Source organism: Saccharicrinis carchari (assembly GCF_900182605.1).
Taxonomy (GTDB): Bacteria; Bacteroidota; Bacteroidia; order Bacteroidales; family Marinilabiliaceae; genus Saccharicrinis; species Saccharicrinis carchari.
Map to the genome: position 1 here is coordinate 158148 of NZ_FXTB01000006.1, position 15786 is coordinate 173933.

The 15786-nt window shown below is 39.0% G+C and carries 12 protein-coding genes; 3 read left to right on the plus strand and 9 right to left on the minus strand.

The genetic code is table 11. The features are described from left to right. Positions 1-40: 40 nt before the first annotated feature. Together hutH and hisS are read right to left on the minus strand one after the other, a co-directional pair. Positions 41-1552, minus strand: coding sequence for a histidine ammonia-lyase (gene hutH, locus FN809_RS12245; RefSeq protein WP_142533819.1), 1512 nt, complete (start codon positions 1550-1552; stop codon positions 41-43). A 70-nt stretch (positions 1553-1622) separates the two neighbouring features. Further along, complete coding sequence (gene hisS, locus FN809_RS12250; RefSeq protein ID WP_142533820.1) at positions 1623-2984, minus strand: histidine--tRNA ligase; 1362 nt, start codon at positions 2982-2984, stop codon at positions 1623-1625. Positions 2985-3194: 210 nt separating this feature from the next. Between hisS and FN809_RS12255 the strand changes: the two genes are divergently transcribed. Continuing rightward, positions 3195-4331 (plus strand): adenylate/guanylate cyclase domain-containing protein, encoded by a 1137-nt coding sequence (locus FN809_RS12255; RefSeq protein WP_142533821.1) that lies wholly within the window; start codon positions 3195-3197, stop codon positions 4329-4331. A 58-nt stretch (positions 4332-4389) separates the two neighbouring features. Continuing rightward, positions 4390-5487 (plus strand): adenylate/guanylate cyclase domain-containing protein, encoded by a 1098-nt coding sequence (locus tag FN809_RS12260; RefSeq protein WP_142533822.1) that lies wholly within the window; start codon positions 4390-4392, stop codon positions 5485-5487. Between the two features lie 45 nt (positions 5488-5532). Here FN809_RS12260 and ettA read toward each other — a convergent pair whose 3' ends face one another. Together ettA and FN809_RS12270 are read right to left on the minus strand one after the other, a co-directional pair. Next, a complete protein-coding gene (gene ettA, locus FN809_RS12265) occupies positions 5533-7218 on the minus strand; it encodes an energy-dependent translational throttle protein EttA (protein ID WP_142533823.1) in 1686 nt (561 codons plus the stop codon). A 154-nt stretch (positions 7219-7372) separates the two neighbouring features. Further along, on the minus strand, positions 7373-8224 hold the full coding sequence (locus FN809_RS12270) for a hypothetical protein (protein ID WP_142533824.1): 852 nt from the start codon (positions 8222-8224) through the stop codon (positions 7373-7375). Positions 8225-8945: 721 nt separating this feature from the next. On the opposite strand from FN809_RS12270, the gene FN809_RS12275 reads away from it, so the two are divergent. Continuing rightward, positions 8946-10208, plus strand: a complete 1263-nt coding sequence (locus FN809_RS12275; RefSeq protein WP_246095594.1) for a response regulator — start codon at positions 8946-8948, stop codon at positions 10206-10208. Positions 10209-10287: 79 nt separating this feature from the next. Here FN809_RS12275 and FN809_RS12280 read toward each other — a convergent pair whose 3' ends face one another. From FN809_RS12280 to FN809_RS12300, 5 genes are all read right to left on the minus strand, one after another. Continuing rightward, entirely contained in the window at positions 10288-13233 is a 2946-nt protein-coding gene (locus tag FN809_RS12280; protein ID WP_142533826.1) for a PEP/pyruvate-binding domain-containing protein, read from the minus strand. A gap of 178 nt (positions 13234-13411) precedes the next feature. Further along, a complete protein-coding gene (locus FN809_RS12285) occupies positions 13412-13882 on the minus strand; it encodes an ExbD/TolR family protein (protein WP_142533827.1) in 471 nt (156 codons plus the stop codon). A 2-nt stretch (positions 13883-13884) separates the two neighbouring features. Further along, positions 13885-14460 (minus strand): ExbD/TolR family protein, encoded by a 576-nt coding sequence (locus tag FN809_RS12290; protein ID WP_142533828.1) that lies wholly within the window; start codon positions 14458-14460, stop codon positions 13885-13887. 13 nt (positions 14461-14473) lie between these two features. Beyond that, positions 14474-14920 carry a hypothetical protein gene (locus FN809_RS12295; RefSeq protein WP_142533829.1) on the minus strand — a complete coding sequence of 149 codons (447 nt, stop codon included), beginning with the start codon at positions 14918-14920 and terminating at the stop codon, positions 14474-14476. Between the two features lie 6 nt (positions 14921-14926). Next, positions 14927-15742, minus strand: a complete 816-nt coding sequence (locus tag FN809_RS12300; RefSeq protein WP_142533830.1) for a MotA/TolQ/ExbB proton channel family protein — start codon at positions 15740-15742, stop codon at positions 14927-14929. Positions 15743-15786: the final 44 nt, after the last annotated feature.

Genomic DNA, 15786 nt, shown 5'->3' on the forward strand with positions numbered 1-15786 from the left:
ATCGTGCATAAACATCTTATAAAGCAGAAGGAAATAGTATTTACCCCTGGCTTTTAAACTCATCGAACTCACCCTTATGTAAAAATTCGAGAGCGGCCTCCATTTGTTGGTACATTATTTTATCTTCGGTAACAAAAGGAACATATTGCCTGAAAGCAGATAAAAACTTTTCGAGGTAAGGCGAAGTTTTCATAGGTCGTCTGAACTCAATAGCTTGTGCTGCATTAAAAAGCTCCACTGCAATCACCCGTTCCACATTTTCCACTATCTTGAGGGCTTTGGTTGCTGCGTTACCGCCCATGCTTACATGGTCTTCCTGCTCATTGGAAGAGGGGATGGAGTCTACCGACGAGGGTGTTGCCATTTGCTTATTAAGACTTACAATTGAGGCGGCAGCATACTGCGGAATCATAAAGCCTGAGTTTAAACCCGGGTTGGCTACTAAAAACTCCGGCAAACCACGTTCACCGGAAATAAGCCTATATGTTCGTCTTTCAGAAATACTGCCTATCTCGGCCAGTGCTATGCTCAAGAAGTCGAGCGCCAAGGCTAAAGGTTCGCCATGAAAATTACCCCCTGAAATAATACTTCCTTCCTCCGGAAACACGATGGGGTTATCTGTTACTGAATTTATTTCGGTACAAACAACCCCTGCCACATAATTTATGGCATCTTTGATTGCCCCATGCACCTGCGGAACACACCGAAACGAATAAGGATCCTGTACTTGTTTGTCTTTTTGTTCAATTATTTGGCTACCTGCCAACAGGGCCGTAATATTTTTTGCGGTCTCTAATTGTCCGGCATGGGGCCTGATCACATGCATTTGCTGCCTAAAGGGGTCTATCCGTCCGTTAAAAGCATCAAGAGACAAAGCCGCCACAATATCGGCATATTTTGCCAGGCGGAATGCTTTTAGCAAGGTATATACGGCATGCGAACTCATAAACTGGGTTCCGTTAAGCAATGCCAGCCCTTCCTTAGCTTCGAGTTTGATAGGCTCCCATCCTTGCCTTTTGAGCATCTGCGAGGCAGGCATCTTCTCGCCTTTAAAATACACCTCGCCACGCCCAATCAAAGGGAGAAACAAATGCGCCAGGGGAGCCAGATCTCCCGATGCACCAAGCGAACCCATCTCGAGAACGATAGGATATACTGAATGATTATAAAAATCCAATATCCGCTCTACCGTTTTTACCTGCACACCCGACTTACCCAAACTCAATGCATGTGCCTTAAGCAATAGCATCATTTTAACCACTTCGGCCGGCACTTCTTTTCCGGCACCACAGGCATGGCTAAGCAATAAATTTTCTTGCAGTTTACTCAGATCCTCTTTTGATATTGATTTATTGTGTAAGGCACCAAATCCGGTGTTTATTCCGTAAACCGGTCCTTCGTGATTTTTTAAAAAATCATTCAAAAAACTTTTACAGTTTTGAATCAGATCCTTTGACTCGGACGACAATTTAACAGTCACCGGATTGCGCATCAATTCGTCGAGCCTATCAAAAGTTAAAGGTGCAGGGGATATATAATGTGTATTTTCCATTTTAAACTATGCGAGTTTTATTGAGCTACCAGTTTTTTTTAAGTCCCGCAAACTATATAAAAATCTTACTTTAGCCGATGATATTAATCACCTCTTCAACCGATAAAAGTTGCTGCTCGCCACTGTGCATATTTTTAAGTGTTAGCTTGCCCTGCTGTATTTCATTTTCGCCGGCCATGGCCACAAAGGCGATTTCTTTTTTGTTGGCATAATTCATTTGCTTTCCCATTTTAGCTGCATCAGGATAAAGCTCGGCATTAATACCAGCGTTTCGAACCTTTTGCAGCGCTTGCAGAGAATACATAGCTTCTCGCTGACCAAAATTCACAAACATCAAACGCGTAGAAACAATCGATTCTTTAGGATACAAATCCAATTGGTTCATCACATCGTATATACGATCGGCACCAAACGAAATACCTACGCCTGATACGTTGCGCAAACCAAATACGCCTGTTAAATCATCATACCGGCCACCACCAGTTATACTGCCAATTTCCATATCCAGCGCTTTCACCTCAAAAATAGCTCCGGTATAATAATTTAGGCCACGTGCCAGGGTCAAATCCAATTCAACTTTTGTGGTCACATTAATATTTTGCAGATAACTAAATACGGTTTCCATTTCCGCTACCCCTTTTAGGCCTGTTTCCGAAGCTTTAAGAACAGTTTTTAAAGTATCGAGTTTTTGCTGATTGGTTCCGGAAAGATTAATAATAGGCTGTAACTTATCCACCGCTTCGCGAGGTAATCCTTTCTGAATTAACTCATCGTTCACTTTTTGAATACCAATTTTATCCAACTTGTCTATAGCCACAGTGATGTCAACAATTTTATCCGCCTGCCCTATGATATCCGCAATTCCGCTCAAGATCTTCCGATTGTTCATCTTAACCAACACATTAATTTTGAGCGCTTTGTACACATCATCTACAATTTGTATAAGCTCTACCTCATTTATTAAGGAGTTAGAGCCAACCACATCCACATCGCATTGATAAAACTCGCGGTAACGTCCTTTTTGCGGCCTGTCGGCTCGCCATACGGGTTGCATCTGGTAACGCTTAAACGGAAAAGTTATGTTGTTTTGGTGCTGCACTACAAAACGGGCAAATGGAACGGTAAGATCGTAACGAAGTCCTTTATCCGCAATTTGTGTGGTAGTTTTAATTGAGTTTTTTTCCTTTAAGGCATCAATATCTGCTTTGGCCAAAAAATCTCCCGAATTCAATATCTTAAAAAGCAGCTTATCCCCCTCTTCGCCGTATTTTCCCATTAATGTGGATAAGTTTTCCATGGCAGGCGTTTCGATAGGCTGATAACCATACTTTAAAAAAATTGCTTTAATGCTATCAAAAATATAATTCCGTTTTGCCATTTCAACTGGCGTAAAATCTCTTGTTCCTTTTGGTATAGCGGGTTTTTGAGCCATAGTATTTATTTTTATTTTAGAGGCGCAAAGTTATTTATTTTTTTAAACTTACGTAATCCTATAATAGCAAGTACAAGCAGCAATAATTTCCATCACGTCTCCTTATCGTATACGGCTACAGTATTTCATCGCCTAAATAGCGTTATCTACAAACAAAACAGCACCTTTTGCCACATACTTTTAACCATTTTACTTATTGCAAGTAAAAATATGTACGAAATAGAATCTAAGAATGATGAGAATTCCAAAAAAGAATATTACTCGATGGATACTGGTAAAATATTATTAATAGGAAAAGATTATTGTAATTTGGAACTATTGGAACACCAGTTGATGTCCTTTAGCGAAGAGTGGCGTATAAAAGTAAAATTATTTCATGATTCGGTGTACGAATTGAACAATACACATCACGATTTGGTGATTATAGATTTTGGGGGGTCACCTGAAAAACTATTAAAGAAAATAGAAATCGTAAAGAAATCGCATCAAAATCACAATACACCGATACTTGTATGCTTTGTAGAAAAAAGTGCTAAACTAATTAAAACAATGCTTGAAGCAGGAGCACTGGATTTTATACAAAAACCTTTTAAGCCCATTGAATTATTTGCACGTGTGCGCACCGCCCTTATTTTATCCAGTACCGTAAAAAAGTTAAACCATCAGGCTGATGTTATCAGGGAAAGTCAAAATAAAGTAAACGAAATAATATCGGGTCTGTTACCCAAAAAAATCATTGATGAGCTGACCGTTTCGGGCGAATCAAGACCAAAAAAATACCGGGAAGCTTCGGTGCTATTTGTGGACCTGGTTGATTTTACAAAAAAATCAACCACGCTGGCACCCAAAATATTAATTGACGAACTAACCCAGATTTTTAATGCTTTTGATTCCATTATTAAAAAAAATGGATGTACGCGTATAAAAACAATGGGAGATGGCTATTTGGCTGTTTCAGGAATTCCCACTCCACATAAACAACATGCCGTTAAATTAATACAAACAGCTATTGATATGAGAGCGTATCTATCCCAAAGGAATGAAAGCAATGCGGTAAAATGGGAATTAAAAATCGGAATTGATTCGGGCGAAGTAATAGGCAGTATACTGGGTACAAATAATTTTTTGTTCGATATTTTTGGCGACACAGTAAATACTGCAGCACGGATGGAAAAGACTTGCGCCCCCAACCAAATCAACATTGGTATGCGCACGTATTTATCTACGCGTGATAAGTTCCGATACATAGAGCGCTTACCCAATGACGTTAAGGGGCTGGGAGTAAAGAATATGTATTATTTAAAGTCAAAGATAAACAGTTCCCATTTGAATAGATGGCAACAATAGATGGTAATAACTTTATATTCACTTTAAAAGACAAGCACAGATATAAACCGTTTAAAACATGACTCCTTCTTCGTTGAAAATACTGTTGGTAGATGATATGGCAATTATTTTGGACATCATCATATTACATTTGGATACCATGAACCAGGATTTCACCTACCTGAAGGCCAATGATGGAAGAAGTGCATGTAAAATTGCACAGCAGTCGAAGCCTGACTTAATACTGATGGATTGGGAGATGCCCAAAATGAATGGAATTGATGCCTTGATGTTGATGAAGAAAAATGAATCCATCAAAGATATTCCTGTTATTATCATGTCCAGTTTTACAGATGTAAGAAAGGCACTTGAAGCTGGCGCAGTTGACTATATAAAAAAACCAATAGACCCCACAGAACTTATTGCTCGTGTTCAATCCGCCATTAACTTAACACAATCGTTTAAAGCGTTGATTGAAAAACAAGAGGAACTGGAATTGGAACGACAAAAAGTAGAACGAATATTAAAAGGCTTACTACCTCCTAAAATTCTTGAGGAGATAAAGGAAACCGGCAATTCAAAACCCAAACGATACAAAAATGCCACGGTGATGTTTACCGACTTAGTTGGTTTTACCGCAAAAACCACTTCTATGTCGCCTAAAAGATTAATTAATGAGTTAAATGATATATTCTCTTCATTTGATAAAATAATTACAAAAAACAGATGTACCCGTATCAAGACTATTGGAGATGCCTACCTTGTTGCTTCGGGGCTCCCGGAAGAGGACGAGAATCACGCTAGCAACATTATCCGGGCAGCAATTGAGTTTCGTCAGTTTATTCTGGAGCGGAACATGTTGAGTTCGATAAAATGGGAAATTACCACAGGCATTAATAGCGGTGAAATAGTTGGTAGTTTAATTGGACTTGAAAATTATCTTTTTGATATTTTTGGAGAAAATGTAAATACAGCCTCACGCATACAACACCAATGTTCGCCAATGGATATCGCCGTAAGCACTTCTACTTATGAATTAACAAGTGAGGATTTTATTTTTGAAAAACAAGGTGTTGTGAGCCTAAAAGGCATGAATAAAATGGAGATTTATAATGTGATGAATGTTTACTCTAATCTTGAGCTTTCAAAAGTGTGCAAAAATTTTGATTTATACTGACAAAAAAAGGCTGCCGAAAAACGACAGCCTTTTTTTCCAATAATATTAACTCATTAGCTTTTTATACCTTAATCGCTTCGGTTCAACATCGCCCAGGCGACGTTTCTTATTTTCTTCATATTCACTAAACGAACCTTCAAAATAATACACCCCCGAATCACCTTCAAACGCAAGTATATGCGTGGCTATACGATCTAAAAACCACCTGTCGTGCGAAATAACGACGGCACAACCGGCAAAGCCTTCCAGACCTTCTTCGAGGGCTCTTAACGTGTTTACATCAATATCGTTGGTAGGCTCATCCAGCAGCAGCACATTACCCTCTTCGCGAAGGGTCATGGCCAGGTGCAAGCGGTTTCGCTCACCACCCGATAGTACCGCACATTTTTTTTCCTGATCCGAACCTGCAAAGTTAAAACGGCTCAGGTAAGCTCTGGAGTTCAACTCTCTCCCCCCCATTTTTATGGTTTCTTGCCCGTTGGCTACCACCTGATAAATTGACTTTTCGGGATCTATGTCCTGGTGTGTTTGATCAACATAAGCTATTTTTACCGTTTCGCCCACTTCAAAAGTACCCTTATCTGCTTTCTCCTGCCCCATTATCATCCTAAACAAGGTGGTTTTACCTGCTCCATTAGGACCTATTACACCCACAATACCATTTTTAGGCAGCACAAATTCCAAACCCTCAAAAAGCAAACGATCGCCAAAAGCCTTGGAAACGCCATGTGCCTCAATTACTTTGTCGCCTAACCTGGGGCCATTAGGGATAAATATCTCCAGTTTTTCTTCTTTAGCCTTGGTGTCCTCATCCATTAACTTATCATAGGCCGACAAACGGGCTTTGGATTTGGCATGACGGGCCTTGGGTGCCATCCTAACCCATTCAAGCTCGCGCTCCAATGTTTTGCGTCGCTTAGAAGCTGTTTTCTCCTCCTGGGCCATGCGTTTGGTTTTTTGCTCTAACCAGGATGAGTAATTACCTTTCCACGGGATACCCTCTCCCCTGTCGAGTTCTAAAATCCAACCCGCCACATTATCCAAAAAATAGCGGTCGTGGGTAATCGAAATCACCGTTCCTTTGTACTGTTGCAAGTGTTGCTCGAGCCATTGTACCGATTCGGCATCCAGGTGGTTAGTAGGCTCATCCAGCAAAAGCACGTCGGGCTCTTTAAGCAATAAGCGGCAGAGTGCCACCCTACGCTTTTCGCCTCCCGACAGATATTTAATTAATTTATCCTCTTCCGGACAGCGCAGCGCATCCATAGCCCGTTCCAACTTACTGTCCAGGTTCCACGCATCGTACTGATCTATCTTTTCCTGCAAGCGTGCTTGTTCCTTAATAAGTGCATCCATTTTATCCGGGTTATCCAGGACATCAGCATCGCCAAACTTTTCGTTCACCTGATTGTAGGCGCTCATCACGTCAACCACTTCCTGTACGCCTTCTTCCACTACCTGCTTTACCGTTTTTTCATCATCCAACCATGGTTCTTGCTCCAGGTAACCCACCGAATAACCTTGCGATGAAACCACTTCGCCCTGGAAATTCTTATCCACACCAGCGATAATTTTCATCAAGGTTGACTTTCCTGAGCCATTTAAACCTATGATACCAATCTTGGCTCCATAGAAAAAAGAAAGGTAAATATTGTTTAGTATCTTTTTTTGGGGCGGCACCACCTTGCTTACGCCAACCATCGAAAAAATTATTTTTTTATCGTCAGACATGATTTTTTAAATTATTCTATTGTTTTATATTAATGCTAATTACAATTAAGCGCTAAATTACAAATTACTTTCAACAAAAAACAATCAACAAAGCCCTGTCAAATTAGTTTTAACAGGGCTGTACCAACAATTATCTATTTCAAGATTACTTTTTTTAATTCTTTCCCATAGCTTTAAAATCTTTAGCTAACAAACCATCTCGTTTTTTAAGGCTCACCATATGCCAATCGAAATAATAAAACTGCGAATCGTTCGCACCTATAATTATTTTATAACAACGGGCTTTAAACTTAGTACCTTCAGGTCCTACCTTGTGTAAAAAAACAACATCAGGATCCTCTTTTTCAATAGCTTCGGCAATCTTCTCTTGCGAAACAATTTGCACCGCATACGGATACACCGCTTCTATTTTATTTATGGTATTTACATCAGGTGCCAAATCCTCCTTTACAACATACAATATTTTATTACTTAAACTCTTTACATTTTTATTGTAATACTTAAACATATTATTGCTGATGATTTTAGGCTCACGATTTACCAACTCAACGTGGTCTTGCATAAACCTTATAAATCCTTCCATTTTATATGCATAACTATCGTCCTCCACGCGTACGTAGGATAAGGGAATGGAACACAAATCGGGCATTTCGGTTATCGACTTTACATCTTTGCCCATCAATAGGCTAACAAAAGTGTATCGCGCCTTGGTTTTGTCCCTGTCGAAAGTTACCGTTGAAGTTACAATAAATGAATAGGAAGGGTCACGTCGCTTCTCTTCAAATTCAGCCTGCGAAATCACTTCGTAATCGGTGATGTTCCATATTCTCGGCATCACTTTTTTAATCATAAAGTTAAAATCCGACATTGGATTTTCATCTAATACCACAAAAGTTTTGGTGTTTAAAAAATCTTTATAGTCCTTTGGCGTTGGAAGGTGCTTTTGCGCATTGGCAGCTCCGGCAAAAAACAGAAACAGCAACAGGTGTATAAATAAATGCTTCATTAATTTGTTTTTATAATTAGTGTAATAAATGGTTGGTATTAGACAAAACTGTAGATTTATTAGAATATTGTCAGCAATACTATTTTTATAATAATTTTATACTATATTTCCCGCGTTCGTAAATATCCTAACGCAGCATAATTGGAAACCACCTTATACGATATGCCGCATAAATAGTTATACTGATTAGGGAAATATTTCACACGAATATAACAGTTATTATTGCTTTATACTTAATTTACATATGAAATCTATCAATAAATTTCTATTGCTCTTTGCCTTTGATCACGATGAAAAACTTGACGTTGAAACCCAAGCTTTTTTGTTACTATCAAATGTTTTAAACTTTTTTTTATTTGTTATTGTCTTTGTAGAAGGAATCATATCTTTATTGGAAGAGAAACTTTTTTTTGCCGGCACATTGTTGTCTCTTAGTGTATTATTTGCATTTAATTACCTCTACATCAGCCGACGCCCTAACATAGCATTATATAATAGGTTATTATTTCTATTTATTATACTCACTTTTGTTTTCTTTATCATATTTGGTGGTTCCACCGGAGTCAACATCGTTTGGGTAGGTAGCTTTCCCTTTATTGCGATCAATCTTTTTGGACGAAAAGCTGGCTCATTGTATTCATTAGGGATGTTTGTTTTTATTTTAATTGATTTTTTATTATTGAGCAAAATCATTCCTCTGGCCCAACATTACACACTAAATATGAGTGTTCTTATTTCTATTTATGTGTTGTTTTCATTTATTTTGGCTTACACCCTTAAGTTTGTTTTTGCCCAGGTACTCTTCAGTAAGGAACGGGCAATGATAAACTCGCAAAACAATCGTACATCAAGAGACGAACAAATTGCCGATTTATCCAGGCAAATACGTACCCCTTTAAGCAACATTACAGGCATCCTGGATATCTTGGGTAAAACAAACTTAAGCGACGATCAGCGCGATTACATCAATACCATACATGCCTCGGCCAATAATTTGGTCAATGTAGTTTCCAATATGGTATCTACAACAAAATCAAATGAGCTTCGCATTCAGGAAGAAAAAATAAGTTTCAACCTATTTTCTACACTAAACAATACGATTAGGCTATTTTCCGAAAACAACAGCAAACAAAAGTTCAGCCTTTCGTTTTCGGCAGAAGTCCCTTCTAACATGACGGGTAATGCTATTAAAACAAAGCAAATTTTTCTTAACATCTTAAACTCCATTGCTAAATACAACCTGTCCGAAAACAAAGAAATTACTATTGAGGTGAGCCGAACCAACAACATGCCTGGTACCCTTGAATTATTATTTAAAATTACCGCTACCGGCAATATCCCTTTCCCTAAGGAGTACCGATCCGACGAGTCGCTTTATGGTACCGACATATTATTGCTAAACACCTCCAAGCACATTCAGTTTTTAGAGTTGGGGCTAACCCAGAAGTTGATAGAACAAGACGGTCATTTGTTATCCATAAAGCCGGAAGCAGACAAAACCACTTTTGAATTTGGCATTACCTTTAAGGAAAGTACGCAAAGCTATTCGGTTAAAAACATAAAAGAAAAAGTTTCAAATAGCACCTCGTTCTACAAACCTTCGGTTGATATTAAAGATGCTAATATTTTGTTGGTGGAAGACAATTTCAGCAACCAGCAAATAATTATTTTATACATTAAAAACCTGGTAAATAAGATTGAGGTAGCCTACAACGGTAAGGAAGCGCTCGATAAGTTTGGTAAAACCAAGTACGATCTGATTTTGATGGACGTTCAAATGCCCATTATGGATGGGCTCAAGGCAACAAAGAAAATTAGAGAGATTGAAAAGAGTACAAACACACATATACCTATCATAGCCATTACAGCCAACGCTTTTCCTGAAGACAAAGAACGGTGCATAGCCAGCGGAATGGACGATTATATAAGCAAACCCTTTCAAACGGAAGAGTTGGTGAGCAAATTAAAAGCCCATCTAAAATAAAAGCGTAGCATTTTTTGTTATTGACCGCAGGCCGCTATAAACCGCTCCATACAATTATTTCAGTGTGATTATACAAAACCTAAAATAGCGGGTTTGACACGGAAGCAAGACCCTTTTTACCATTTATTTTAACCAATAGGGGCTTACTGAATCGAACGTGTTTTATCCATTCATCCTCATATACCGCCGGTTGTTGTAGCAAAAGAGATTCGTTATAATAATCACTGCCTGCAAACCTGTTTACCGTTAAATATCCCACACGCAAAGAGGTGAGGTTTTGAAAAAAGTGCGTTCCCTGGCTCGGATCAACGGAGAACCCATCCATGGCCGTCTCCACAATAAGTCGTGCACCCGATATTTGAGCCCACTTAACCGGAACCCCCAGCCAGGGATCTTGCGAGCCCCACCTACCGGGCCCTATTAAAATGTAATTGGTATCTTTTTCCAATAAGGTACTGTTTATTTTTTCTATAACAGGTACCATATTTATCATATTAGCTGCCGAGAACCCATTGGTTTTAACAAAAACCACGTCGCAAATATCATTAATTACACCGTTGCCCAATGCCGATGTTGAATAAATCAACTGCTTTGCCGGATCCAGGCTTTCAACCTCCTCTCCAATAGCCTCTTCGAGCTCTACTATAGGTCTTATTTGAAGCAAATAAAATATTGGTTTGGCATTGGGTATTTGCAGGTCTACCGCAAACTCTATCTCTACCGGTTGATTCATTTTATCTTGCCCCAACTCCAAAAGACGTTGCAGCATACTTGCCAATGGCAATGCATCATGCTTTAAGATATTGGCAAAGGTAACCAGAGGAATACCTTCCCTGCCCACACCATCGCGTATAATATTATTTTGATGGTCGAAAACGGAGCCCAACCATTTTAAGGAACCATCCTTAAGTGCTGTCCGAATACTAAGGCGTTGCAGGTTAATACCATCATTTACCGAAGGCTTAAAAGTGGTATTATCCATATCCAGCGCAAAAAATTCCTTTTGCGTATCTTTAATAGTAAACTCTGTACTGGATAATTGTAATGCTTTTTTAGGGTATTTGGGCGAAAAACGCAGCGAAGTTCCTCCCTCCACAATCTGTTTACCCAAGCCAAGCGCTACGTTAACAATACCATCCTCAGTTTTTTCGGGTGCAATGGGATAAAAGTTGATCGACCGAGCTACGCCCGATATCGTAGGATAAAACCGATTATTATGCTGTTGACCTACCACTTCTTGCAATACAATGCCCATTTTTTCCTCATCAATAATATTCATTGTGGCCCGCATGTAGGCTTTGCTCGATTTAAAGTAAACCGAGGCGTACACGCACTTTATAGCATCGCTTATTTGTTTCAGCACCACTTCCACTTCGTCGGTATTAGAAACCATGTAAGTAGAATAGATTCCGGCAAAAGGTTGGTAATGGCTATCCTCTAACACACTAGAGGAACGTATAGCAATAGGATTATCTATAACAGAAATAAATTTACGCAGATACAAATGAGCTTTAGGCGGTAATTTGGATTGAACAAAACAATCTAATATCTCCTCATCAGATTTATCCGAGAGTGCTATCTGATACAAGTTGTTCGACTCCATAAACTGTTCAAAAACATCAGTAGCAATAACCACGGTACGCGGTATGGTAATATCCAGATTGTCAAAATAAAGATAGTCTGCTTTTTTAGAAAGTACGGTATTTAAAAACGCCAGCCCTCGTGCTTTACCTCCAATAGACCCCTCCCCGATGCGCGCAAATTTTACCAACCTATCGTAATTCTTAATGTCAAAAGTAGCAATAACACCTCTGTTTTTTGATATTCTAAAATTTACGATCGTATCATAGATAAATTGCTTTGTGGCCTCGAGTGATTCAAAATCGTCGACACTCAAGCTTTTAATCACATCAGATATGGCAAAAAGTGCCCTGGCTTTAAGCCATTTTGATACATGGTCCCGTTGAAAGTGATACCGCAATGAATCGTCAGGCAGTACAAACAGTTGCTCCTGCAATTGTTTTAAATTGCTTACTCTGCCCACTTCACATTGTGTTACGGGATCGGTAAATATAAAATCGCCAAAGGCCAGGTATATTTTTAAAAATTGTTTCAATTCCTGCAAAAGGCTTTTTGAATATTTATGTAAAAAACCCACCCTTATAGATTTAGCCACTTCTGCCACCGAAATGTCAGACGACTGTAATAAAAAGGGCATGTAAGGGTCGTCCTTTTTAACCATTTCGGCCAATTCAATCCCCGCATGGTTATATTTTTCGTTGTTTTTGGTAAAAGTAACATCTGATATTACTCCCAATAGATTAGCTCTGTATTTTTTATAAAGGTGTACGGCTTCTGTATAATTACGTGCCAATAATATTTTAGGCCTACCACGCATTCGCATCATCTTTTGATGTTCATTAAGCGCTTCGCTCATAAATTTTTTCGACTGGTTAAACACAATCCGATAGATGATAGGAAGGTAACTGGAATAGTAGCGTATAGAGTCCTCAACCAATAAAATACACTGTACCCCTACGGTTAAAATATCGTGAGCGGCATTCATCTCATCTTCAATGAGCTTAATGATGGCCACCAGTATATCGGCATTACCCAGCCAGCAGAACACATAATCGATGGCACTGGTATCCTCCTGCGATAATTTAATACTCACCTCTCGCGAAAAGGGTGTTAAAACAACGATGGGAATATCCGGATAGTCATTTTTTATTTGTTTGGCCAGGCAAAAAGGATTCATGCCTCCAACACTTAACATGGAGATAATTAAATCAATTGGTTCGTTTTGTACTATGCGCAGGGCATCTTCTGCATTTGTTACCTGTATAAACCGGGGTGGGTAACGTAGGTTTAACGATACATACTCGTTAAAAATTTGTTCTTCTATCCTACCATCTTCCTCCAATAAAAAAGCGTCGTAACTGCTCGAAATCAACAGTACCGACTGGATACGTTTTTGCATTAACTTATTGAACTGTGTATCTGTAAATGAGCTTGCGGAATCCATGTATAGGCTAATTATAAATTAATGATTACTGAGAGGCCACATCAGTAAAGATACACAATTAATAATACCAGATGAGTGAATGGATTAATTGAATTAGGGTAGAACGATAATTTTGGAGCAATAAAAAAAGGGAAACCTTTTGGGTTCCCCTTTTTTTTAATATAAAGAGCAATTTTTATTAATACTCTGATTTTTGACGCGCCGAATAATTAATTTTAAGCGCCTGCGCTTTACGCAATGCTTGCTTTATTTCGGTTATAATTCCCATCGGGGTATCATAGTCGGCCTTAATAGAGGTTGTCATTTTCGGACGGTCATTCTCTTTCATGGCCTCACGTTCTTGTGCTATATAACTTTGAATATCTCCTACTGTTGCAAACGCATCGTTAAGCTGAATACGCGGTTCGGTACCGTACATTCCCTGATATTGTTTTGTGGGTACTCCAACATAAATATAGGTTACCAGACTCTTTTTTTCCAACTTTGCCAACTCGGTTGCTTCAGGAGCTTGGATACTCACCTTCATGGTTACCTCCTTCATAGTTGTAGACACCATAAAGAAGAATAAAAGCATGAAAACGATATCAGGCAAAGATGCTGTGTTAATGGCAGCTTGCCCTTCACTTTTCTTCTTTCTAAACTTTGCCATAGCTAATTTTTACCGATGTTTTTAGGTTCTGCTTCTGAAATTTTTTGAGGATAAATTTTACGAATCGCCTTTTGTTGATCATCATCCAGTTGTTCGTAATCTTTATCCCATTTTCTTCGAGCCAGTTCATTTCGCAACTCATTATATGCCCTTTGAAGTTCATTTTGAACCATTAAATATTGTGCATACTGGGTTCCATTGTCATTTTGCAAAGAAATTACCCCTTTTGAAACTTCGTAAAGACCAAAAAATTCGATCTCTTCTTGTTTAAACTCCGGTAATTTTTCATCCCTGTTCGGATTCAAAACAAATTCTTTAGCAGCATCCTTGAGTTCACCTATCTTCATGGGTTTACCTTTTACCAACAGCTGATTTTTACTGTTAATAAGCACCGTAAAAACGTTTCTGTCTTTAATTGGCGGTGGCGGCTCTTGATTTTCGGGCACCGGTGGTGGCAAAAGCCTGGCCAATCCGGAGTCCGTATCCATGGTAGTGGTTACAAGGAAGAATATGAGCAGAAGGAACGCTATGTCGGCCATAGAACCGGCGTTTACTTCAGGTACATCTCTTTTTCCCATAATAATTGTCCAATTATTTGAATATTTTCGAAAGTTCTGTTCCCAGTATGGTAACAAATACAATTCCTAAAAGTATGTAAGTACCATACAGAAAAGCACCCGCCATTTTAAGCATCGAAGGTACGTTGTCTGCACCTTCGTATCCACTTAATCTTAAGGCTGTATCATCTGCCATGCTGTAGGAAACCAATGCAATAACAATTAATACACCTGCTGAAATTAGGCTTCGGACAGCATTTTTTGGATTCAGTACTATATTAACAAGCTCGAACAGCACAACAATGGCAGCGGTAGCCACCACCAATATTTTTGCCCAGTTCAAAAATGTGTCGGTATAAACAGGTGTTCTAAAGGTTTCGCCGGGAACATCGCCACCGGTGAAATACATTATTGTTAACACCACTGTTACACCCAACAAAGCATATAGTACCAAACTTAATATTTTTGAAAGCTTAGTCATGTTTTATTATTTTTTCATGTTGTATTTTACCAAAATATCTAACAGGGAGATAGAAGCATCTTCCATTGTATTAACAATACCATCGATTTTAGAAACGATGTAGTTGTAAAACACTTGCAGAATGATGGCTACAATCAAACCCGATACTGTAGTAATAAGTGCTACTTTAATACCACCCGCCACAGCCGTTGCCGAGATATCACCCATAGCCTGAATCTTGTCAAAGGCTTCGATCATACCGATTACCGTACCCATAAACCCGAGCATAGGTGCAATAGCGATAAACAACGAAATCCATGTCAGCCCTTTTTCCAGAAGACCCATCTGAACCGATCCGTAAGAAACCACTGATTTCTCAACTACGTCCATACCTTCGTCGGCACGATCCAATCCTTGATAAAAAATTGATGCAACAGGTCCGCGTGTGTTACGGCAAACTTCTTTTGCAGCTTCAACACCCCCTTCGCTCAAGGCATTTTCAATGTTCTGAAGCAATTTTTTTGTGTTTGTGGAAGCAAGATTCAAATAAATGATTCTTTCGATACACAATGCCAATCCAAAGATTAGACACAAAAGCACAAAGCTCATGAAACCAGCACCACCCTCGATAAATTTGGCTTTGATTTGTTTGTGAATCCCCTTGGGGGCTTCGGCTTGGTCTGTAGCTACTTCTTCTACAGCCATCTCTTCATCAGCCCCTTGGCTGGCAACTTCCTCAACAGTTTCTACATCTTGTGCTCCAGTTTCATCCTGCGCATAAATTGTTGATGCTCCAAGAGTCATCATTCCGAAAACTGCAAAAAACGCAAATAGCTTTTTCATAGTCTGTAATAAATTTTTAATTTGCATTAGTTTGTTAATAAATA

What these genes read in the sequence shown, in the direction of transcription:
- hutH (WP_142533819.1), bottom strand. Translation starts at nt 1,552, where the DNA reads ATGGAAAATACACATTATATATCCCCTGCACCTTTAACTTTTGATAGG.
- hisS (WP_142533820.1), bottom strand. Translation starts at nt 2,984, where the DNA reads ATGGCTCAAAAACCCGCTATACCAAAAGGAACAAGAGATTTTACGCCA.
- FN809_RS12255 (WP_142533821.1), top strand. Translation starts at nt 3,195, where the DNA reads ATGTACGAAATAGAATCTAAGAATGATGAGAATTCCAAAAAAGAATAT.
- FN809_RS12260 (WP_142533822.1), top strand. Translation starts at nt 4,390, where the DNA reads ATGACTCCTTCTTCGTTGAAAATACTGTTGGTAGATGATATGGCAATT.
- ettA (WP_142533823.1), bottom strand. Translation starts at nt 7,218, where the DNA reads ATGTCTGACGATAAAAAAATAATTTTTTCGATGGTTGGCGTAAGCAAG.
- FN809_RS12270 (WP_142533824.1), bottom strand. Translation starts at nt 8,224, where the DNA reads ATGAAGCATTTATTTATACACCTGTTGCTGTTTCTGTTTTTTGCCGGA.
- FN809_RS12275 (WP_246095594.1), top strand. Translation starts at nt 8,946, where the DNA reads ATGAGTGTTCTTATTTCTATTTATGTGTTGTTTTCATTTATTTTGGCT.
- FN809_RS12280 (WP_142533826.1), bottom strand. Translation starts at nt 13,233, where the DNA reads ATGGATTCCGCAAGCTCATTTACAGATACACAGTTCAATAAGTTAATG.
- FN809_RS12285 (WP_142533827.1), bottom strand. Translation starts at nt 13,882, where the DNA reads ATGGCAAAGTTTAGAAAGAAGAAAAGTGAAGGGCAAGCTGCCATTAAC.
- FN809_RS12290 (WP_142533828.1), bottom strand. Translation starts at nt 14,460, where the DNA reads ATGGGAAAAAGAGATGTACCTGAAGTAAACGCCGGTTCTATGGCCGAC.
- FN809_RS12295 (WP_142533829.1), bottom strand. Translation starts at nt 14,920, where the DNA reads ATGACTAAGCTTTCAAAAATATTAAGTTTGGTACTATATGCTTTGTTG.
- FN809_RS12300 (WP_142533830.1), bottom strand. Translation starts at nt 15,742, where the DNA reads ATGAAAAAGCTATTTGCGTTTTTTGCAGTTTTCGGAATGATGACTCTT.